General features: G+C 66.0%; 22 protein-coding genes. 8 read left to right on the top strand and 14 right to left on the bottom strand.

Annotation, left to right across the window (positions count from 1 at the left end; all coding sequences use genetic code 11):
- Nucleotides 1-4 precede the first annotated feature (4 nt).
- The 4 genes from BRADO_RS07015 to BRADO_RS07000 all read right to left on the bottom strand — a co-directional run bounded on the left by BRADO_RS07015 (nt 5) and on the right by BRADO_RS07000 (nt 3,644).
- On the bottom strand, nt 5-733 hold the full coding sequence (locus BRADO_RS07015) for an aspartate/glutamate racemase family protein (RefSeq protein WP_011924614.1): 729 nt from the start codon (nt 731-733) through the stop codon (nt 5-7).
- 316 nt (nt 734-1,049) lie between these two features.
- Nucleotides 1,050-1,829 carry an ABC transporter ATP-binding protein gene (locus BRADO_RS07010; RefSeq protein ID WP_011924613.1) on the bottom strand — a complete coding sequence of 260 codons (780 nt, stop codon included), beginning with the start codon at nt 1,827-1,829 and terminating at the stop codon, nt 1,050-1,052.
- A 2-nt stretch (nt 1,830-1,831) separates the two neighbouring features.
- Nucleotides 1,832-2,641: an ABC transporter permease gene (locus BRADO_RS07005; protein ID WP_011924612.1), complete on the bottom strand. Its 810-nt coding sequence runs from the start codon at nt 2,639-2,641 to the stop codon at nt 1,832-1,834.
- Between the two features lies 1 nt (nt 2,642).
- Entirely contained in the window at nt 2,643-3,644 is a 1,002-nt protein-coding gene (locus BRADO_RS07000; protein WP_011924611.1) for an ABC transporter substrate-binding protein, read from the bottom strand.
- A gap of 192 nt (nt 3,645-3,836) precedes the next feature.
- Here BRADO_RS07000 and BRADO_RS06995 point away from each other — a divergent pair, with 192 nt between their 5' ends.
- From BRADO_RS06995 to BRADO_RS06970, 6 genes are all read left to right on the top strand, one after another.
- Nucleotides 3,837-4,577, top strand: coding sequence for a GntR family transcriptional regulator (locus tag BRADO_RS06995; RefSeq protein ID WP_011924610.1), 741 nt, complete (start codon nt 3,837-3,839; stop codon nt 4,575-4,577).
- Between the two features lie 69 nt (nt 4,578-4,646).
- The gene (locus BRADO_RS06990) at nt 4,647-5,051 is read left to right on the top strand and encodes a DUF350 domain-containing protein (RefSeq protein ID WP_011924609.1); all 405 of its coding nucleotides are present in this window, start codon (nt 4,647-4,649) and stop codon (nt 5,049-5,051) included.
- Between the two features lie 2 nt (nt 5,052-5,053).
- Nucleotides 5,054-5,449 carry a hypothetical protein gene (locus BRADO_RS06985; RefSeq protein WP_011924608.1) on the top strand — a complete coding sequence of 132 codons (396 nt, stop codon included), beginning with the start codon at nt 5,054-5,056 and terminating at the stop codon, nt 5,447-5,449.
- Nucleotides 5,450-5,567: 118 nt separating this feature from the next.
- Nucleotides 5,568-5,813 carry a hypothetical protein gene (locus tag BRADO_RS06980; RefSeq protein WP_011924607.1) on the top strand — a complete coding sequence of 82 codons (246 nt, stop codon included), beginning with the start codon at nt 5,568-5,570 and terminating at the stop codon, nt 5,811-5,813.
- 6 nt (nt 5,814-5,819) lie between these two features.
- Complete coding sequence (locus tag BRADO_RS06975) at nt 5,820-6,995, top strand: glutathionylspermidine synthase family protein (RefSeq protein ID WP_011924606.1); 1,176 nt, start codon at nt 5,820-5,822, stop codon at nt 6,993-6,995.
- Between the two features lie 112 nt (nt 6,996-7,107).
- Nucleotides 7,108-7,488 (top strand): response regulator, encoded by a 381-nt coding sequence (locus tag BRADO_RS06970; RefSeq protein WP_041756202.1) that lies wholly within the window; start codon nt 7,108-7,110, stop codon nt 7,486-7,488.
- On the opposite strand, the gene BRADO_RS06965 is transcribed toward BRADO_RS06970, so the two are convergent.
- From BRADO_RS06965 to chpT, 9 genes are all read right to left on the bottom strand, one after another.
- On the bottom strand, nt 7,489-8,976 hold the full coding sequence (locus BRADO_RS06965; protein ID WP_011924604.1) for a sensor histidine kinase: 1,488 nt from the start codon (nt 8,974-8,976) through the stop codon (nt 7,489-7,491).
- A gap of 11 nt (nt 8,977-8,987) precedes the next feature.
- Nucleotides 8,988-9,284, bottom strand: a complete 297-nt coding sequence (locus BRADO_RS06960) for a circadian clock KaiB family protein (protein WP_009028388.1) — start codon at nt 9,282-9,284, stop codon at nt 8,988-8,990.
- Nucleotides 9,281-11,038, bottom strand: a complete 1,758-nt coding sequence (kaiC, locus tag BRADO_RS06955) for a circadian clock protein KaiC (RefSeq protein WP_011924603.1) — start codon at nt 11,036-11,038, stop codon at nt 9,281-9,283. Before kaiC ends, BRADO_RS06960 begins: the two co-directional genes overlap by 4 nt.
- Nucleotides 11,039-11,212: 174 nt before the next feature.
- Nucleotides 11,213-12,082, bottom strand: coding sequence for a protein-glutamate O-methyltransferase CheR (locus tag BRADO_RS06950; protein WP_011924602.1), 870 nt, complete (start codon nt 12,080-12,082; stop codon nt 11,213-11,215).
- Complete coding sequence (locus BRADO_RS06945) at nt 12,079-13,275, bottom strand: chemotaxis response regulator protein-glutamate methylesterase (RefSeq protein ID WP_011924601.1); 1,197 nt, start codon at nt 13,273-13,275, stop codon at nt 12,079-12,081. The genes BRADO_RS06950 and BRADO_RS06945 overlap by 4 nt, the downstream gene beginning before the upstream one ends.
- 75 nt (nt 13,276-13,350) lie before the next feature.
- Complete coding sequence (locus BRADO_RS06940) at nt 13,351-13,716, bottom strand: PleD family two-component system response regulator (protein ID WP_006613312.1); 366 nt, start codon at nt 13,714-13,716, stop codon at nt 13,351-13,353.
- Nucleotides 13,717-13,785: 69 nt separating this feature from the next.
- Nucleotides 13,786-14,256 (bottom strand): chemotaxis protein CheW, encoded by a 471-nt coding sequence (locus BRADO_RS06935; RefSeq protein WP_011924600.1) that lies wholly within the window; start codon nt 14,254-14,256, stop codon nt 13,786-13,788.
- A gap of 26 nt (nt 14,257-14,282) precedes the next feature.
- The gene (locus BRADO_RS06930) at nt 14,283-17,081 is read right to left on the bottom strand and encodes a hybrid sensor histidine kinase/response regulator (RefSeq protein ID WP_011924599.1); all 2,799 of its coding nucleotides are present in this window, start codon (nt 17,079-17,081) and stop codon (nt 14,283-14,285) included.
- Nucleotides 17,082-17,316: 235 nt separating this feature from the next.
- Complete coding sequence (gene chpT, locus BRADO_RS06925; RefSeq protein ID WP_011924598.1) at nt 17,317-17,979, bottom strand: histidine phosphotransferase ChpT; 663 nt, start codon at nt 17,977-17,979, stop codon at nt 17,317-17,319.
- 245 nt (nt 17,980-18,224) lie between these two features.
- On the opposite strand from chpT, the gene cysQ reads away from it, so the two are divergent.
- Nucleotides 18,225-19,061 (top strand): 3'(2'),5'-bisphosphate nucleotidase CysQ, encoded by an 837-nt coding sequence (cysQ, locus tag BRADO_RS06920; protein WP_011924597.1) that lies wholly within the window; start codon nt 18,225-18,227, stop codon nt 19,059-19,061.
- 3 nt (nt 19,062-19,064) lie between these two features.
- Here the strand turns inward: cysQ and BRADO_RS06915 are convergent, their stop codons facing one another.
- Nucleotides 19,065-19,574: a YHS domain-containing (seleno)protein gene (locus BRADO_RS06915; RefSeq protein WP_083794832.1), complete on the bottom strand. Its 510-nt coding sequence runs from the start codon at nt 19,572-19,574 to the stop codon at nt 19,065-19,067.
- A gap of 120 nt (nt 19,575-19,694) precedes the next feature.
- Between BRADO_RS06915 and BRADO_RS06910 the strand changes: the two genes are divergently transcribed.
- Nucleotides 19,695-20,369 (top strand): DUF1134 domain-containing protein, encoded by a 675-nt coding sequence (locus tag BRADO_RS06910; protein ID WP_041756201.1) that lies wholly within the window; start codon nt 19,695-19,697, stop codon nt 20,367-20,369.
- Nucleotides 20,370-20,496 lie beyond the last annotated feature (127 nt).

Here is a 20,496-nt window from a genome sequence, read left to right as displayed (position 1 = left end):
AGGCTCAGGCGAATTTGTGAAACAGCGATCCCCATTCGCTGACGCCACGGGGGTCGACGCCGGCCAGCTTCAGCGATTTCCATACCACGGTGGCGATGGTGTCGAGAATCGGAATGCCGGTCTCCAGCTCCAGCCGCGCCGCCAGCGGCGCGGCGCGCATATTGGTGCAGACCACCGCGATGGCATCCGGCTTCTCGCGCGCGACCTCGCGGATCATGGTCTCGATCTCGGTCGGCGTCACCTCGGCGAAGGAGAAATTGTCCTGCAGGTTGAGGTGCCGGTCGCCACGGCAGGCGATGCCGAGCTTGGCGTAATTTGCGATGATGCGCGCCTGAACGTCGTCGCGATAGGGCGTGACGAGGCCGAGCGTCTTGGCTTTTGCCGTGGTCAGGATCTCGTTCAGCGCCAGCATCGAGGTGGTCGCGGGGATGCCGGTGGCCGCGGTGATCTGCTCGCAGAGGCGGACGTCGGCGTCGAAGCCGAGCCAGCCCGAGGAGGTGCCGTTCCAGCCGATGACGTCGACCTTGGCATGCGCGAGCAATTCGGCCGCGCGCAGGATGTTGGAAATGTCGAACTGGGCCAGCGCATCGGTCGATAGCGCGATCTCCGTGACCTTGAAGCGCGAGAAATGCGCCGACACGTTGGGCAGCCCCGCCACCATCGCCGAGGTGATCGGCTCCAGCGCGGTGTTCGACGATGGGGTGAGCATGCCGAGAAGGGTGCGTTTGGTCATGGGTGATCGAGCCCTTTCGCCATAGCCGGCTCCAACATGTGGGGTATTCCTTCGAGAGCAGCCGCGGGCGAGCTGCCCATGACTGCGCCCTCTCCCCTTGCGGGAGAGGGCATGTCCCAACGTGCAGCAAACTCGGTCGGGTGAGGGGTCTGCCTCGACAGATGAGATCGCGGAGAGAGACCCCTCACCCGGTTTCTCACTTCGTGAGAAACCACCCTCTCCCGCAAGGGGAGAGGGTGCACCGCCGGTGCCGAGACGACATCGGCCGCAAGTAGTCTATCGCAACGGTCTTGGGGAAGACGACAGCCGCCACGCATCATGCCAGCGCCCTCTCCTGCTCCGCCCGCTCTCCACGCAACAGCGCCAGGATATGACGCTTCAGCGCGTTGAATTGCGGGCTGGTGATATCCCGCGGCCGCGGCAGGTCGATCGGGATGATCTCGACGATCCGGCCCGGTCGCGCGCTCATGACAGCCACATGCGTGCCCAAGGTCAGCGCCTCGTCGATGCCGTGCGTGACGAACACGATCGTGCCCTGGTGTTGCTGCCAGATCCGCACCAGCTCGGTCTGCATGTCCATGCGGGTCTGCTCGTCGAGCGCGCCGAACGGCTCGTCCATCAGAATCACCTGGGGATTCATCAGCAGCGCGCGGGCGATGCCGACGCGCTGGTTCATGCCGCCGGACAGCTCGGACGGATAATGGGTCTCGAAGCCGGCGAGACCGACCATGTCGATATAGACCTGCGCGCGCGCACGGCGCTCGGCCTTCTGGCCACCGCCCAGCAGAAGGTGAAAGGCGACGTTCTCCCACACCGGCAGCCACGGCATCAGATTGGCGTGCTGGAACACGACGCCGCGATCGGCGCCGGGCGCGGTCACGGGCCGGCCATCGACGGTGACAGTGCCCGCGCTCGGCTGCTCGAAGCCGGCAATCATGTTGAGCAAGGTCGACTTGCCGCAGCCGGAGGGGCCGAGCAGGCAGACGAACTCGTTGCGCGCGATGGAGAGGTTTATATTCGCCAGTGCGGTGACGTCGGCATTGCGCTTCCTGTCGGCGAAGATCTTCGAGACGCCGGAGATGTCGATCGTCGCCATCATCACTCTCCACCGCGCAGGGTGGTGTTGCGCTGCCAGTGCAGCACCCGCGCCATCACGGTGCGGATGACGAGATCGCTGCAGAAGCCGAGCAGGCCGATGCTCGCCATCGCCGCCAGTACCAGATCGTAGCGCAGGAAATAATAGCTGTCCCACAGCACGTAGCCGAGCCCGCTCTTCACTGCGACCATTTCGGCCGTGACCGTGAGCATCCAGGCCGAGCCGATGCCGATGCGCAGGCCGGCGAAAATGCTGGGCATGGCCGCGGGCACCACGATGTAGCGCAGCAGCTTGCGCTCGCTGCCGCCGACCATGGCGCCGGCGCGGATGAGGTTGCGGTCGCAGGTCTTCACGCCGTGGATGGTGTTGAGCAGGATCGGGAAGAAGGCGCCGAGGAACACCAGGAAGATCGCCGGCTTGTTGGCGATGCCGAACCAGATGATGGCGAGCGGGATCCACGACACCGGAGGGATCGGGCGCAGCATCTGCAAGGTCGGCTCGATCACGATCTCGGTCTTGCGCGACCAGCCGATGGCGACGCCGAGCGTCACGCCAAGCACGGTGGCGATGGCGAAGCCCGCCGCGACGCGCGACAGGCTCGCCAGCATGTCGGCGAGCCAATGGCCGCTATAGGTCTGGGTGTTGCCGTCGGTGCCGACCAGCCAATCCGCCCACGCCCATACGACCGTCGACGGCGCCGGCAGCAACGCCGCCGGCAGCGCGCCGGAGCGCGAGAACGCCTCCCAGCCGGCGAGCACGAGGACGGGGACGATAGTGCGGTCGAGCTTGCGCAGCCGGCTCAGCGCCATCATCTCAGTAGCCGAGCTCGGTCTTCGGCTTGCCAGTGGCTGCTTCCAGGAAGCGGTAGTCGAGGTTCTTCTCGACGGCGGCCGTGACGTCCGAGTTGATGTATTTGAGGTCGCGCATCATCGCGGCGATGGCGAGCGCGGAGGAGCGATACATCTTCGGATCGGGATCGAGGTTCTCGACCGCGCCGGTGGCGATCGCCTTGTCGAGGCCGGTGACCTTGGAGATGACGTCGATCAGCGCCGGCTTGTCGGCGGCGATGTGGGCGTCGACCTTCACCACCGCGCGTACCACGCCCTCCAGCGCCTTCGGGTTGGACGCGATGACGTCGGAGCGGGTCAGGATCAGGTTGGTCAGCTTGCCGGCGGCCTGGTCGTAGGGGAAGCCGAAGAACTTCGCCGCCTTCGCCTGCATGATCTGGGTGGCGAACGGCTCGACGGTACAGATCAGCTCGACCTCGCTGCGGCGCAGCGCCTGCAGATGATCCGATGGATTGGGGATGTTGACGAACTGCACGTCCTTGTTGATGTCGATGCCCTGCTTGGCGAAGGCGCCGCGCATGTGGATGTCCTGCGCATTGCCGCGCGAAGCGGCGACGCGGAACGGCTTGCCGTCGGCCTTGTACTTGACGATCAGAGCCTTGAGCGCGCTCCAGTCGCCCTGCGCGATCTCCAGATCATTGGCGAGCAGGATCGCCGAGCCGCCATTGACCTGGCCGGAAATGGCGACGACGTCGAACCCCTTATCGAGCGCGATGGCGTAGTGCAGATAGGTGACCTGCGCGACATCGATGTTCTTCGAGACGAGCGCGGTCAGCGCATCGGTGCCGGTGTTGAAGCCGACCGCGTCGATGGCCACGCCTTCCGCGAACTGCGGCGTCAGCGACATCGGCGTGCAATGCGCGCATTTGGCGTAGCCGAGTTTGATCTTCGGCGCGTCCTCGGCGAAGCTCGGCAGCGCGAGCATCAGCACGGCCAGAATCGAAAGCAGAAAGCGTGTCACGTCCATCTCCAGGGCAGGTCGGTCGAATCCGTCCACGCTCCTTCAGCAAGCGACATGCCATTCTGGATGCGATATGCAATGTTGATTTTTAATAATGAATTCAATATCTAGAATAGCATCAAAATTTGCCGTTCTGCCTGATCCGCGGGCGCTCCGCCCGAATCTCAGGCAGCTCCGAGCGGAGCCGCAGCCCCTGTCATGACCAGCCCGGCACCCCGGCCCCGATTGAAGACGCGCTTCAAGCCTTCGCGGCTGAAGCTGTCATCCGACCAGCCGACGCGGCCGCTGGCGCGGCTGTCGCTACCTGATCAGCTCGTCGCCAAGGTGCGCGAGATGATCATCGACGGCGAGCTCGCCGCGGGCGCGCCGCTGCCGGAGCGGATGCTGTGCGAGACCTTCGGCGTGTCGCGCACGCCGCTGCGCGAGGCGTTCAAGATCCTCGCCGCCGAGGGCCTGATCACGCTGCGTCCGCACCGCACGCCGGTGGTGACGCCGATCGACGCCCGCGAGATCGCCGAGATCTTCGACGTGATGGTCGCACTCGACGCCGCCGCAAGCCATGCCGCAGCAACGCGCGCGACAGCCGAGGACATCGCCAGGCTCGACGCGATGCATGCCGAGCTGGTCGCGCTGCACGGCACGTCGGAGCGCGCGGCCTATTTCCGGCTCAACCAGCAGATCCACCTCGAGATCACCAAGCTGGCCGGCAACGCCGTGCTGCTCAACATCTGGAGCACGCTGCATGCGAGCGTGTTCCGCGCCCGCGCGGTCGCCAATTACGACGCGCGCCGCTGGGACGAGTCGCTCGGCGAGCACGAGGCCTTCATGGCGCTGCTGCGCACAGGCGACGCCCAGGGCTTCGCACAGGCGCTCAGCGCCCACACCCGCAGGACAGGGGATTCCGTACTGCAGATGCTGAATCAGAGGTCCAGCGCATAGACTTTGTTCACGTCGAACCGGTCATGCTGGCGGCACGACAGATGAAAGCTCTCCGCGTCGGGCCCGACCATGATCCTGCAATCGCTCGCCGGTCTTCCGGCCTTCCTGGTGTACTTCTGTACCGCATTGTTCGCGGTGACGGCGTACCTGTTCATCTACGTCCGCGTCACGCCCTACAATGAATTCCAGCTGATCCGGGACAATCATCCCTCGGCGGCGATCGCGCTCGGACTGAGCCTGCTCGGCTTCACCCTGCCGCTGGTCAGCGCCATTGCCCATTCTGCCAACGTGGTGGACTGTCTGATCTGGGCGCTGGTGGCGCTGATCGTCCAGGTGATCGTCTATTACCTCGTGCGCATCCCCGTGCCGGACCTCGCCAACCGCATCGTCGCCGGCGAGCTCGCCTCCGCGATCTGGCTCGGGCTCGCCTCGCTGTCCGCCGGCGCGCTCAACGCCGCCTCGATGATCTACTGACCATGGCCGAGCAGCGCCCCGAGTTCGGCAAGCGCAGGCCGCTGCCGCCGCCCCCGGCAACCCCGCCGGTGAAGCGCTCCGGCCATGTGGCGCTGCTCGTCATGGGCACGCTCGCCGTCGGCGGCACCGCCTACGCGCTGATGCCGCATCAGCCGAGCTGCCAGCAAGACCCCGAGACGCCGACGATGGCCGCCCAGCCGCAAACCGGCGACTGCAACACGCGCCATTCGGGTGGCGGCAGTGGTGGCAGCGGCTCCAGCCGCTGGGGATTCTCAGGCGGTGATTCCGACTCCAGGGGCGGCGGCTCCAGCCATGTCGCCGACGCGTCGTCGGCGCATGTCTCGCGCGGCGGCTTCGGCGGATTTGGGCATGGCTTCGGCTTCGGCGGGGGCAGCTGATTTCCGTCGCGCCATCGCCGCGAAAACACCGCCTTTGTGTTGTTTGCTTGGATTCGGATCTTTGACACAGACTTAAAATCATAAAAAACTGGCCTGCCGACTAATCGGGACACATCCGATGAAACGTTCGCGCCGCGTGGTGCTGACGATGATGGGGACCGCGACGATCGCCGCGGTCTCGATGGGCTTTTCACGCAAGCGGTCGTGCGGCCCCGGGCTCGAAGCCGTGCCCGGGTCACACGGCCGGCTGCAGTGCCGCGCCATCCATGGCGGCTTCGGCCATGCCGTGCACCGCTTCCACGGTCACGGCACGCACAGTCACGGCTCGCATGGTCACGGCTCGCATGGTCACGCCGGCGGCTGACGCATCATGCAGCGCATTCCATGCCCCGAGCGCGACGACTGGCGGCAGACGGCGCAGCAATGCGGATTCGATTTTTGTGAAGTCGACGGCGAGCGCTATTGGGACGAGCGCGCCTACTACGCGTTCAGCCTCGCCGAAATCGAGCACGGCATCGAGGAGCCGACGGCCGAGATCGAGCAGATTTGCCTCGAACTGGTCGCTCGCGTGGTCGCCGACGAGACGCTGCTAAGGCGGCTGCAGATTCCGCAAGCCGTCTGGCCGTTCTTGAGCGAGAGCTGGGAGCGCCGGGACGGCAGCCTCTATGGTCGTCTCGACCTCAGCTTTCAGGGCTTTCGCGACGGCGGCCGGGCGCCGGCCAAGCTGCTCGAGTACAATGCGGATACGCCGACCTCGATCTTCGAAGCCGCCGTCTTTCAATGGACCTGGCTCGAACAGGCGATCGAGCGTCGCATCGTGCCGGGCCGCGCCGATCAGTACAACTCGATCCATGAACGCCTGATCGCGCGCTGGCGCACGCTGGGCGAAGGACGGCGGCTGCACCTCGCGGGCCTGATGGAGGACGCGGAGGACGGCGCTACCCTCGCCTATCTCGCCGACACCGCCGCGCAAGCCGGCCTGTCGACAAGCCTGCTTGACATCAGCGAAATCGGCTGGCGCGACACGGGCGGCGGCTTCGTGGATCTCGACACCAACGACATTGCGCTCGCCTTCAAGCTTTATCCCTGGGAGTGGATGTTCCACGACGCCTTCGGCGCCAAGCTCGCGGGCGCGCCGACGCAATGGATCGAGCCGCCGTGGAAGGCGATCCTGTCCAACAAGGGCATCCTGCCGCTGCTCTGGCAGATGTTCGAAGGCCATCCGAACCTGCTGCCGGCCTATTTCGAGGACGATCCGAAAGCCGCGAGCCTCGGTCCGAGCTTCGTGCGCAAGCCGATCTACTCGCGCGAGGGCGCCAATGTCAGTCTGGTCTCCGACGGGGTCTCCGTCTCGGCCCAGGACGGACCTTATGGCGCCGAGGGTTTCATCCGCCAAGGCCTTGCGCCACTGCCGGATTTCGGCGGCGTGTTCCCCGTGATCGGCAGTTGGCTGGTGGCGCATGAGCCCTGCGGGCTCTCGATCCGCGAGGATGCGAGCCCGATCACGGGCAATCGTTCGCGCTTTTTGCCACACGCGATCCTGTAAAGCGTTAGCAATACGCAGCGAATACGCCTCGACACCCTGGCCGGGACTGTTAGATAAACCAGCAGGCGGAACCCCTGGGGACGCGGCGTCGGCGCACGACCGGATCTGAGGCATGGCGGCGGACAACTCACACCTCGAAGGCTTGCGCATCCTGGTCGCCGAAGACGAGGGCCTGATCGCGCTCGAGCTCGAGACCGTGCTGCAAGGCTTCGGCTGCGAGGTGATCGGCCCGGTCTCGCGCGTCGCGGAGGTGCTGCGCGAGGCGGAGCGCGGCGATCTCGATGGGGCCCTGCTCGACGTCAACCTGCGCGGCGAGCAGATTTTCGCGATCCTGCCGCAGCTCATCGCGCGCGAGCTGAAGATCGTCATCACCTCCGGCTACGACGACGCCACGCTCTTCCCGCCGGAGTTTCGGGGCCTGCCGCGGCTGGCCAAGCCGTTCGACGAGCGCGCGCTGCGCGCGATGTGCCAGGCGACGTTTCTGCCGCGCTGATCAGTCGGGTTGCACGGCCGACGCCGGCACCTGCTCGGGCACAGTTTCCGCCGTCAATGCAAAGATCAGCGTGCAACGGATTCCCTCGGGCTCGAACTCCAGCTTCGCCTCGCCGTCGAGATCGAATCGAACGACACGGTCGATCAGCGTCGTGCCGAAGCCGCGCGCGCCGCCGGCCTCGATCCTCGGCCCACCGCGCTCCAGCCACACCAGCTCGAGCCGGCGGCGATCGTCGCGCAAAATCCAGGAGATCGCGACCCGGCCGAGCGGCGCCGACAGCGCACCGTATTTGGAAGCATTGGTCGCGAGCTCGTGCAGCACCATCGACAACGGCAGCACCAGACGGGCTTCGAGCAGCACCGGCGGTCCCTCGATCGCAATGCGGCCTTCGCCGACGCCATACGGCGCCAGCACCGTCGTGAGCAGTTCGTTGAAGCCGATGCCGATCCAGCGCGTCTGCGTGAGGATATCGTGGGCGATCGAGACCGCCTGGATGCGGCCGGAGAACGCCTTGTTGAACGCCGGCAGCGATGGCGAGGTGCGCAGGGTCTGGCCAGCGACGGACTGCACGATCGCCAGGATATTCTTGACCCGGTGATTGAGCTCCGCGACCAGCATGGTCTGCTGCTCCTCGGCGCGCTTGCGCTCGGTGATGTCGGTCAGGGTCACGATCGATCCGACCGCATCCTTGGCGTCGTTGACCAGCGGACCGCCGGACAGCAGGAAGGAGCGCCCGGACATCCGCGGATTGCGCAGCGCGACCTCGACGCCGTGAAACGGCTTGGTGGCCAGCGCCTGATCGAGGCTCTCGCGCGAGAACCGCGTCAAGGTGCCCTGCTGGCTGGCGCTCTGCGCGTCCAGTGGAAACGCCTCCGAGAACAGCTGCCCGACGGGCGAGCGTTCGGCGAGCTGCTCCGCCACCCAGCTCGCATGCGTGATCCGTCCATCGAGCGCCAGCACGACCACGGCGTCGGTGGCCTGCTCCAGGATCGAGCGCGCGAAGCGCTCGGCGGTGGCGACCTCCTCGGCCCGGCGCTGCACCGACATGTCGGTCAGCGTGACGAGCGTCGCGACGACGCCGCCCATCGCCATCTGACGCATCCACACCGACACCGGCAGGTCGCCGCCATCGGCGCGACGCAGTTGCGCATCGCTGGCCGCATCATCGGCACGCTGCTGCGGCGCCGGTCCGGCAAACAGCGACGCAAAGCTTCGCCCCACGAGCTGGTCCGCATCGAGGCCGCTCAGCGCGCAAAGCCGCGAATTGACGTAGACGATGCTACCCTCCGCATCGAGCGTCAGCGCGCCATCGCTCATCCGCTCGACCAGCACGTGATAGGGCGCGTCCGCGCCCTGGAGCATGATGACCTGAGGCCCGCTCGGGCCCTGCACCACCACGGCATCGACATTGCCGCGGTGAATGGCCTCGACGGTCTCCTCCGCCTCGTTGCGCGGCCGGGCCGCCTGCATCGCCTCTTTTGCTGCCACAAAACCTCCGTTCAGCTCGGAGCAATATCCAGACCGACGAGCACCTTCTCCGCATTGGAGAGGTCGCCGATGATCCGCTTGAGCGGCTCCGGCAGCTGTCTGATCAGCGTCGGGATCGCGACGATCTGGTCGCGCTGCGCGAGCGCAGGATCCTTCATCAGATCGATCACTTCGATCGTGTAGCGGCCAGGCAGATGCGTCTCGCACAGCTTCTTGAGGTTGGCGAGAGCCGCCACCGATTTGGGCGTCTGGCCCGCGACATAGAGCCGGAGATTGTAGCCATCCTGTTCCATCGCTGCGGCCGTCATTTGCGCGAGGCCATCGGTGTCGAGGCGGCGCCGCCGGCTGGCCGCTTGGCCGAGCGGCTCTGCGCCAGGGCGATGCGATCCGCCGAGCGCTGCTCGTCGCGCGCGCTGCTTTCCAGGTTCAGAAGCTCCATTTCCCCCTCCTCGCTCGCAAGCTGAGCCTTCAGCGTTTCGATCTGCTGCTCGATTTCTCTGCGGCGGCGCTCGACGTCCCGCGTCCGGCGCTCGACCTCCTGCATGCGCGAGAGCCGATCCGCGCGATCCCTGGCCTCCTGGGCGAGCCGCGCCGACCCCGTGAGGACACCTTCGGGACCGACATAGACCTCGCGCAGCGCGATGCCGTCGGCGCTCATCAGGAACTCGCGAACCTGATTGGAATGCGCCATGCCGCGCGACTTCAACAGATAGAGCTGGCGATTGTGCTCGCCATTGCTCTCGCGGTTGTAGAGCAGCAGCCAAGTGTCGGTGAGCGAGGAGATCTGCATCTCCGTGGTCACCGTCTCGGCGGTGCCACCGCCCAGATTGGTGAACAGCGCGGTGACACCGCGCGCCTTCAGGAAATCGATGAGCCGCAGCGTCATCGAGTGAACGTCACCGGCGAGACCCGCGCCCATCAGCGACGAGATCGGATCGACGACCACGGCGGCAGGATCGAATTCCTTCACTTCGCGGTGCATCGCGGCGAGATGCGTTTCCAGCCCGTACAGATTGGGACGGCGCGCGGAGAAGCGCAGCAGGCCGCGATCGACCCATTGCTGCAGGTCCAGGCCGACCGACCGCATGTTGCGGATGATCTGCTGCGGCGATTCTTCCAGCGCGAAATAGATGCAGCGCTGTCCGCCCGCGCAGATCGAATTGGCGAAATGCGCCGACATCGTCGACTTTCCGGACCCAGCCATGCCGGAGATCAGGATGCTCGATCCCTTGTAGTAGCCACGCCCTTCCAGCATGTCGTCGAGATCGGCGATGCCCGTCGAGACCCGCTCGGTCCAGGCATCATGGGCGAGACCCGACGAGGTGATCGGCATCACCGTGATGCCTTCCTGGTCGATGATGAAGGGATATTCGTTGGTGCCGTGCGCCGTGCCGCGGTACTTCACAACGCGCAGTCGCCGCGTCGACAACTGATCATGAACGCGGTTGTCGAGCAGGATCACGCAATCGGCGACGTATTCCTCGAGGCCATAACGGGTCAGCGTACCGCCACCGCGCTCGCCGGTGATGATCGCGGTGACGCCCTTGCTCTTCAGCCACTCGAACAGCCGCCGCAGCTCGGAGCGCAGCACGGCCTGATTGTCGAGACCGCCGAACAGCGTCTCGATCGTGTCGATCACGACGCGCTTGGCGCCGATGGAATCGATCGCGAAGCCGATGCGGATGAACAGCCCGTCGAGATCGTAGTCCCCCGCCTCCTCGATCTCGTTGCGATCGAGGTGGATGTGATCGACGACGATCTTCTTCTGCTCGATCAGCCGCTCGATGTCATAGCTCAGCGAGCCGACATTCTTGATCAGATCCTCGGGCTGCTCCTCGAACGCGATGAAAACGCCGGGCTCGTCATAGGCAACGGCGCCGTTGTAGAGAAAAGTCATCGCGAACAGCGTCTTGCCGCAGCCTGCGGCGCCGCACAACAGCGTCGGGCGTCCCCGCGGCAGGCCGCCGAACGTGACCTCGTCCAGGCCGTCGATCCCGGTCGGGGATTTTGCGATCACAGGGAGATCCCGCGTCACGATTCGAGGACGCACACTCGTTTTCATCGATCTTCCCCCCGCCGTCGAGCGAACACGCTCTGGCCACACCAAGGCGTGAATCGACGCTTCGGAAGGAAAAAGGTTCCCGGCTTCGGAAAAAGATTTTGCCGCGCTGCAGATCCACAGCCGGGCGAGCGACGTTTGCGCCGCCGGTCCAGTGACTTAGCGGGAGGACTGCGATCAGCGCGCCGCAACCACTTTCAGGCCGGGCAGCAGCGCGGCGCCGCCGCGCGGACTGCGGACAGGGTTGATCTGGTAGAGCCCGCGCCGCTCCTGATTGGGCCTGAACGCATCGGTGATGCCGACCACGGATTCGGCCGCGCCCAGCAGCAGCGTGCCATCCGGTTCAATCACCTTGGCCATGCGCTCGAAGATCTGAGCCTTGGTCTCCTGATCGAAGTAGATCAGCACGTTGCGGCAAAAGATCACATCGAACTTGCCGAGGTGCGTGAAGTCCTGCAGCAGGTTGAGCTGGCGGTGCTGCACCATACCGCGGATGTCGGCGCTGAGCTGCCAAAGCTCGCCGAGTTGGGTGAAGTACTTCACCAGGAGCTGGATCGGCAGGCCGCGCTGCACTTCGAACTGGCTGTAGAGGCCGGCCTTCGACTTCTCCAGCACCTCCTGCGACAGGTCGGTCGCGACGATCTCGATCCGCCATCCGGCGAGCGCCGCGCCGAATTCACGCAGGCACATCGCGATCGAATACGGCTCCTGGCCGGTCGAGCAGGCCGCCGACCAGATTCTCAAGGAGCGGCGGCTCGCGCGCGATTGAATCAGGGAGGGCAGAATGCCCTCGCGCAGATGATCGAACGGAATCTTGTCGCGGAAGAAGAACGTCTCGTTGGTGGTCATGGCTTCGACCACCTGCGTCATGAGCTGCTCGCCGCCGCTCTTCAGCTTCTGCACCAGCTCGGGAATGCCCGGCAGATTGGCGCGGCGCGCCAGCGGCAACAGCCGGCTCTCGACCAGATATTGCTTGTCGGCAGATAGGTCGAGACCGGACCGCTCCTTCAGGAGCTTACGCAAGAACTCATAGTCCAGGGGTGTCACGAACGGTCTCCAGCAAACAGACGCACGAGCTTCGGAGCGATCTGATTCAAGGGAAGGATGGCCGCGCAGATCCCGGCATTGGCGGCCGCGCCCGGCATGCCCCAGACCACGCTGGTGGCCTCGTCCTGCGCGATGACGCTGCCGCCGGCCGCGACGATGTCCTTGCCGCCGCGCATGCCGTCGGAGCCCATGCCGGTGAGGATCACGGCGAGCGTCGCACCCTGCCAGATCTCGACGGCCGAGGTGAACAGCGGATCCACGGCCGGCTTGCAGAAGTTGACGGGCGGGCCGTTGTCGAGCGCGATCACGGCTTCGGCGCCGTGGCGTGCGACGCGCATGTGGCGGCCGCCGGGCGCGAGATAGATCTGGCCGGGCTTGATGACCTCGCCATCGACGGCCTCATGCGCCGGCCTGCGGCTCGAGCGCGCCAGATGCTCGGCGAGAATGGTGGTGAAGGTCGGCGGCATGTGCTGGGTGATCAACACCGGGAAGCGGTCGATCACTGCGCCGAGCTCGGTGACGACCGACATCAGCGCCTGCGGGCCGCCGGTCGACGAGCCGATCAACAGCACCTTCGGCATCTGTGAGCTGAAGGCGCGGCGCGCCAGGGCCGCGGCCGGAACGGCCGGGACCGGCGTCGGTGCCGCGGCCGGACGCATCGCCGGCGCGGGCCGCAATTCCTGCACGTGCGGAGCGGCGGGAGCCGCCGCGGGAGCGTAGGCCACGGGAGCCGCACGGCGCGCCTTGGCGCCGAGATTGCGGATCTTCTGGATCAGGTCGTAGTGGAAATTTTCGGCGGCTGATGCTTCGCGCGTGCTCTCGGGCTTCGGGATGTAGTCGGCCGCGCCGAGCGACAGCGCCTTGAAGCTGATCTCCGCGTTGCGGCGGGTCAGCGTCGAGGCCATGATCACAGCGAGGTTCTTTTTCTTCGCAAGCAGCTTCGGCAGCGCGGCGATACCATCGAGCTCGGGCATCTCGATGTCGAGCACGGCGACATCGGGGTTGACGCGGTCGATCTGATTGACCGCTTCGAGGCCGGTCCGCAACGACGCCGCCACGACCATGTCCGGCTCAGAGCTGATCCAGCGCGATATCATGCCGCGGATGACGACAGAGTCGTCCACGACCATCACCCTGAGGGGTTCCTGCCTGGTCGAACTTGGAATCGAAGAACTGGCCAACGCGACGCTCATAGTTCACCAACAGGACAGAGGCACAGGACGACGGCAAGCCCGGACAAGCACGGACTATCCGAACCGGTCGGGGGTTCAGATCAGCCCGACTTCCTGGAATTTCGCCGTGACGATGTCCTTGTCGAACGGCTTCATGATGTACTCGTTGGCGCCGGCGTGCAGTGCGCGCGCGATGTGCGCGACGTCGTTCTCGGTGGTGCAAAAGACCACCTTCGGCGCGTCGCCGCCGGGCATGCGGCGGAGATTGCCGAGGAACTCATAGCCGTCCATGACGGGCATGTTCCAGTCGAGCAGCACCGCATCGGGCAAGCCGCGCTTGCAGATCTCCAGCGCCTGCTCACCATCCTCCGCCTCCACGATCTGGAAATCCAGACCTTCCAGGATGCGGCGGGCCACCTTTCGAATGACGCTCGAGTCGTCAACCACCAGACACGTTCTCATATCAGCCTCTCGGGATCAGGATCCAAACCGACCACGCGCTCTCTCACGCGGGGCAACTTACGCCGCGGCTCAGGCCGCCATCTTGTCGACAGCAAGTTCGAGGACGCGATCGACATCGAGGATGACCATCAGCTGGCCATCGAGGCGGTGCACGCCGCCGGCGAGCTTCGCCATGCGCGGATCGAGGTTGACCGGATTTTCCTCCCGGCTCTCCTCCGGCAGCCGCAACACCTCGCCGATCTGGTCGATCAGCAGGCCGTAGGACTCGCCGCGCAGATCGACGCCGACCGCCATTGGCGGCTTGCCGTCGTCGGCCTTGGCAAGGCCGAGCCGCGCGCGCATGTCGACGACGGTGACGATGCGGCCGCGCAGGTTCAGGACACCGGCGATCTCGGCCGACGACAGCGGCACGCGCGTCACCCGTTCCGGCATGAACACGTCCTGTACCCGCGAGATCGGCAGGCCGAACAGCTGGCCACCAATCATCGCGGTGACGTATTCGACGACGGCGCCCTCGGTGGTCTCAATCTTGCTGCTCATCGCACGCTACTCCCTACCCCTTACCGTTACGCCGCACGCTTCGCTGCGTCGGCGCGGGCCCGTTCCTCGATCTGTTCCTTGAGCGCCGCGATCAGACCGGGACGGTCGAACTTGGCGATGTAATCGTAGAGACCGGCCTGACGGCCGCGCTCGATCGCCGCCGGCGACACCAGCGACGACACTGCGATGACCGGCAGGTGATGCAGGTTCTGGTCGGCGCGGATGGTCTCGGCGAACTCGAAGCCGTTCATCTCCGGCATCTCGATGTCGGTGACGACGATGTCGAAGGTGTGCCCGGAGCGCAGCGTCGCGAGGCCCTCGATCGCGGAGGCCGCGGTGCGCACCTTGTAGCCGGCCGACTTCAGCACCGGCGCCAGCATGTTGCGGAAGAACGGCGAGTCGTCGACCAGCAGCACCGACTGCGTCTGCGCTTCGGTGGCCATCTCCTTGCGGATGAACCAGTCGGCGAAGGCCATCGGCAGGAAGTGGCCGACGTCGATCACCTCGGTGGCCTGGCCCTTGATCACGGCCGAGCCGAGGATGCCGTCCTTGGCGCCGGACACCTGGATGTTGAGCCGCTCCTCGACGATGTCGATGATCTCGTCGACCACGAGGCCCATCGCGCGGGTCTCGTCGGCGAACACCAGGATCGGCTGCGATCCCGTGGTCTGCACCGACACGCCTTCCATCTGCACCAGCGGCATCAGCTGGTCGCGGTACTGCACCATGTAGCGGCCGTTACTGATCTCGATCTTGTCGGCCGCGATCTCCTCGAGGCGCGTGACCAGCGCCAGCGGCACCGCCTTGGGCTGCGCCGTGCCGGCGCGGAACACCAGGAGCGAGGTGAGCTGCTCGCCGCCGATGATGTGATGCGAGGCATGCTCGTCGGCCACCGCCTGCGAGGCGGTGCCGGCGGCGCCGAGCGCTTTCGCGATGCCGTTCGGGTCGATGATCATGATCACAGCGCCGTCGCCCAGGATGGTGTTGCCCGAGAACATGTCGATGTGACGCAGCTTGGTCGACATCGGCTTGACCACGATTTCCTCGGTGTGGAACACGCAGTCGACCACGATGCCGAAGGTCTGGTTGCCGACCTGCGTCACCACGATGAAGCCGTTCTCCGGATCGGTCGACGAGCCGTCATCGATCTTGAGCAGCTTCTTCAGGTGCATCAGCGGCAAGAGCTTGTTGCGCAGGCGCAAGACGGCCGTGTCCTTGATGCGCTCGATGCGGTGCTCGGAGTTGGCGCGCGCGCGCACCAGCTCGACCACCGACAGCTGCGGGATCGCGAAGCGGTCGCCGCCGGCCTCGACGATCAGCGCCGAGACGATGGCGAGCGTCAGCGGGATCTTGATGGTGACCGAGGTGCCCTCGCCGGCGACCGACTTGATGTCGATGGTGCCGCCGATCTGGTCGATATTGGTGCGCACCACGTCCATGCCGACGCCGCGGCCGGACACCGAGGTGACGGCGGCCGCCGTCGAGAAGCCCGGCTCGAAGATGAACTTGTGGATCTGCGCTTCCGTCATCTTCTCGAGCTCGGCCTCGGTGACGAGACCGTTCGCCAGGGCCTTGGCCTTGATGCGCTCGGTGTTGAGACCGCGGCCGTTGTCGGCGATGCAGATGATGATGTGGCCGCCTTCATGATAGGCGGAGAGGCGGATGGTGCCCTGCTCGGCCTTGCCGCTCGCGGCGCGCTCGGCCATCGTCTCGAGGCCGTGATCGGCGGAGTTGCGCACCATGTGGGTGAGCGGGTCCTTGATCAAATCGAGCACCTGGCGGTCGAGCTCGGTGTCGGCGCCGTGCATCTCGAGCTCGATCTGCTTGCCGAGTTCGGTCGCGAGGTCGCGGACGATGCGCGGCAGCTTCTGCCAGGCATTGCCGATCGGCTGCATGCGCGTCTTCATGACGCCCTCCTGCAGCTCGGCGGTGACGTTGGAGAGGCGCTGCAGCGGCACCTTGAACTCGGTGTCCTCGTTGCGGCGGGCGATCTCCAGGAGCTGGTTGCGCGTCAGCACGAGCTCCGAGACCATCGTCATCAGATGCTCGAGCGTATCGACATTGACGCGGATCGACTGGTTGGCGACCTTGTCGTTCTCGTGCACCTCGCCATCGGCATTGGCCTTCGGCCGCGCCGCCTTCTTCGGCTCGGCCTTGGCCTCAGCCTTTGGCGCAGCCGCCTTCGGCTCGGCGGCCTTCGGTTCGGGCTTCGGCTCCGGCGCCTTCTCATGCGCGGGCGGGGTCTCGATCGCGGTCTCGCGGAAGGCGCGCTCGAGCTCGTCGAGCGACACCTCGCCCGGACGCAGCGGACGCTCCAGGGTCTGATCGATCAGCTTGCCCTGGGTCACCGCAGGCGCGGGCGGCGGCGCGGCGGGCGCTGCGGGCACCAGCGGCGGCGCAGCCTCGCCGGCTGTCGCGATCGGCTCCGCCGACGCGGACATCGCCGCCATGCCGCGCTCGACCATTGCCTCGAGCTCGCTGATCAGGTCGCGGTCCTCGCCCTCGGGCTCGGACTCATTGGCCTCGAGCTGCGCCAGCAGGTCCTTGATGCGGTCGATGGTGGTGAGGATCAGCGTGACGGCCTCGCCGGTCACCGGCATGCCGTCGCGGAATTTGCCCATCAGGGTCTCGGCGGCGTGCGCCAGCGCCTCGAGCCGCGGCAGGCCCAGGAAGCCGCAGGTCCCCTTGATCGTGTGCACCAGCCGGAAGATGTTATCCAGGATCTTGGCGTTGTTCGGCTCCTGCTCGAACCGCACCAACTGATTGTCGACGGTATCCAGGCTCTCGCTGGTCTCCGTCAGGAACTCACGCAACAGGTCATCCATGAAACTGGCCTTCGCACGCAACGGAACGCGACATGACGCGCCCTTCAAACCGTGGCCAGTTTCGGTCCAAAGCGTTTAATATTAGTTGAGTAAGCGCAAATGAACGGACTCAACAAAGAGATAAGATATCTGCAGACAAATTCGGGCACCCGGCTAAGACTTGCTTAACCATGGTAAACGAATTCAGACGACGGTTGGCGACAGGATGCCGCAGCAGGAGCTGCGACACACCCGATCAGGCGGCCTGCACGACCATTGCCGCGCCGTCGGCGGCCAGCGTCACCTTGAGACCGCAGGCATCGGCGAGTAGGCGCGTGTAGTACGGCTGCACTGCATGGGCGTCGATCGTCGATTGCAGCTCGCCGCCGAGCAGATTGACGATGTTCTGCGGCAACCGCGCGTTGAGGCCGGTGGCCGAGACGCGGAAGCTCATGCTCTCGCCCTCGCCGATCGGATCGATCGTCAGCACGCCGCCGCGCGGGATCGTCTGCTGCGCCACCACCATCATGTTGAGCAGCAGCTTGACCCGGTTCTTGGGCAGCAGCAGCCGCGGCAGATTCCAGGTGATGGAGGTCTTGGCGTCCTCGATATGACCGCGCGCCATGGTCTGGGCGTCGCCGAGATCGATCTGCGCGCCGGCCGAGCCGGCGGCGCCGAAGGCGAGGCGGCAGAATTGCAGCCGGGCCGAGGCGGTCTTGGCGCTCTTCCTGATCAGCTCCAGGGCGAAATCGCGATCTTCCGGCTTCGGATTGTCGTCGAGCACCTCGAGGCCGTTGACGATGGCGCCGACCGGACTAATCAGGTCGTGACAGACCTTCGAGCAGAGCAGAGCGGCAAGTTCGAGCGTATCGGGAGCGGGAATCGGATTGGCGATCTCTGAAGAGGACGTGCCGGACATTCGATGTTCCTGAAATCCGCGAACTTGGACGAATCATGCTTGCGTTAACGCTTGATACACTGCGAAAGCAGGGACCGCCACCGAGCTGAGGGCAGGACACGGGAAAGTACGTGGCGGTTTTCCCCGGCAAAAGCTGCCCAATATCCATGCGAATGGCCGTGTCCGGATGCGCCGGGACGGCGAACCAGAACGAGGACGTCCATGATGCAGGCTGTGTACGGAACGGTCGACGGGAGCGCCCGGTGATGGCGACGGGGCCGACCCCGGGAACCATCGGCGTCGAGGCCGCGGCCGCGCTGATGACGCCGTTGACCGAGCTCGTCGTCGAGGCTGCGCACGCGATCCTCGCGGTGAACCGGCGCGCGATGGCCGTCACCGACAAGTCCGACGGCTCGCCGGTCACCGAAGCCGATCTCGCCGCCGATCGCGTCATTGCCGATGGATTGGCGCGGCTGGCGCCGGACATTCCGGCCTTATCCGAGGAACGGGTGAGCGCCTGCGCGGCGCCGTTCAAGGGCAGCTTCTTCCTGATCGACCCGCTCGACGGCACCAAGGAGTTCTTGGCCGGCCGCGGCGAGTTCACGGTCAATCTGGCGCTGGTCCGCGACGCGAGCCCTCTGCTCGGCATCGTCTGCGCGCCCGCGATCGGGCTGATCTGGCGCGGCCTGGTCGGCCGCGGCGCCGAGCGGCTGTCATTCTCCGAAGCCGGCTTGAGCGCGCCTGCCCCGATCCGCACCCGGCCGATGCCCAAGCCGGGCGAGCCATGGGTCGCCGCGGTCAGCCGCTCACATGGCGATGCCCGCAGCGAAGCCTTCATCGCGGCCCGCCCCGGCGCGGATCGGCTGGCGCTCGGCTCGGCGGTGAAGTTCGGCCGGCTGGCAGAGGGGCTGGCGGACATCTATCCGCGGCTCGGCCCGACCTCGGAATGGGACGTGGCGGCCGGCCATGCCGTGGTGGTCGCAGCCGGCGGCACCGTGACCAGCGAGGCCGGTGTTGCCTTGCGCTATGGCGAGCGCAGCGACAGCTTCATTGTGCCGAGCTTCATCGCCTGGGGCGATCCCCGCGCGGTGACTGCTGTTTGACCTCTATTGCGGCAGCTCTTCCTGCAGCGCCGGCCAGCGGGCCTCGGCCTTTGCGAGATAGCGCTCGGGATCGGCCTTGAAGGCGTCCCGGCTCTCCTCACGGTTGAACAGGAACAGCCGGTCCTCGACCACGACGAAAAACCGCGGGTTGCCGGCGACGGTGACGCCGCGCGCCACGTCGGTCGGGTCATAGCCGCCGAATTGCGGACCATAGACCTCCGGATGGGCCAGGAAGGAGGCGCGGTTGCCCTCGTTGCGAAACCGCCAGACCACTCCGCCCTGGGCCGCCTCGAAGTCGGGCTCGCCCATCCGGGCCTCGCCGTCGACGAAATAGGCCACGGGGTCGAAGCCATCGATCGCGAGACCGCTGTAACGGTTGGCGATGATCCGCTGGGTGGTGGCCGCCTGCGCGACGACCGGCGTGAGCAGGGCCACGAGCCCGATGGCGGCAATTGCGCGGCGAAAACGCGGCATTGCGCCGCTTCGGATCGGTTGTTGCCGTTGTGCCGTCATAGTTGATGCCGATAACATGGGCTAAGCAGGGGCTATGCCCCTTTCCCGACAATCGCCTGATGTGGTTGGCGTCAGGTTAAAGGCGATGGTCGGGCCGCCGCCAGCAGGGGATTTCCATCGATGAGTTTCGCATCACGCCTTGCCGCTACGACGCTCGTGGCCGTTCTGGCCATGGCCGCGTCGGCCACCGCGCAGCAGGCGCCGCCGTACCAGCCGCCCCCGCAGGCCGCGCCTCCGTATCAGGCGGCGCCGGCCTACCCGGCTGCACCGCCGCCGCAAGCCGCCCCCGCGCCCAGACCTGCTCCCGGCCCCGACAGCTTCAATCCGGACGAGCTGGTCAACGCCGGCCACCGCTTCTTCGGCAACGTATCGCGTGGGCTTGCCTCGGTGATCGAGCGCGCGGTCAGTCAATGGGGCCTGCCGAACGGCTACATCCTCGGCGAGGAAGGCGCCGGCGCCTTCGTCGCCGGCCTGCGCTACGGCGAAGGCACGCTCTACACCAAGAACGCCGGCGACCTCCGCGTCTTCTGGCAGGGGCCCTCGCTCGGCTTCGACTGGGGCGGCGACGGCGCCCGCACCATGACCCTGGTCTATAATCTGCCCGCGACCAGCGCGATCTATCAGCGCTTCGTGGGCATCGACGGTTCGGCCTATATCGTCGGCGGCTTCGGCATGACCGCGCTGACCGCCAACAACATCGTGCTGGTGCCGATCAGGTCCGGCATCGGCCTGCGGCTCGGCGCCAATGTCGGCTATCTCAAGTTCACGCCAAGCGCGACCTGGAACCCGTTCTGACGGCAGCTGATACCGGCAGGACACGTTCTCCCGTGACGGATCAAGGTTAACACGGCATTGGGCTGGCAATGAATCAGCCCGCCGTGCATTGTGATTTCGTTAATCATTCCGGACCGGGAGTTGTGCG

Origin of the sequence: Bradyrhizobium sp. ORS 278 (genome assembly GCF_000026145.1) — a bacterium.
Taxonomy (GTDB): domain Bacteria; phylum Pseudomonadota; class Alphaproteobacteria; order Rhizobiales; family Xanthobacteraceae; genus Bradyrhizobium.
Note: the sequence above shows the minus strand (reverse complement) of the source record. Positions and strands in the feature narration are given on the sequence as shown.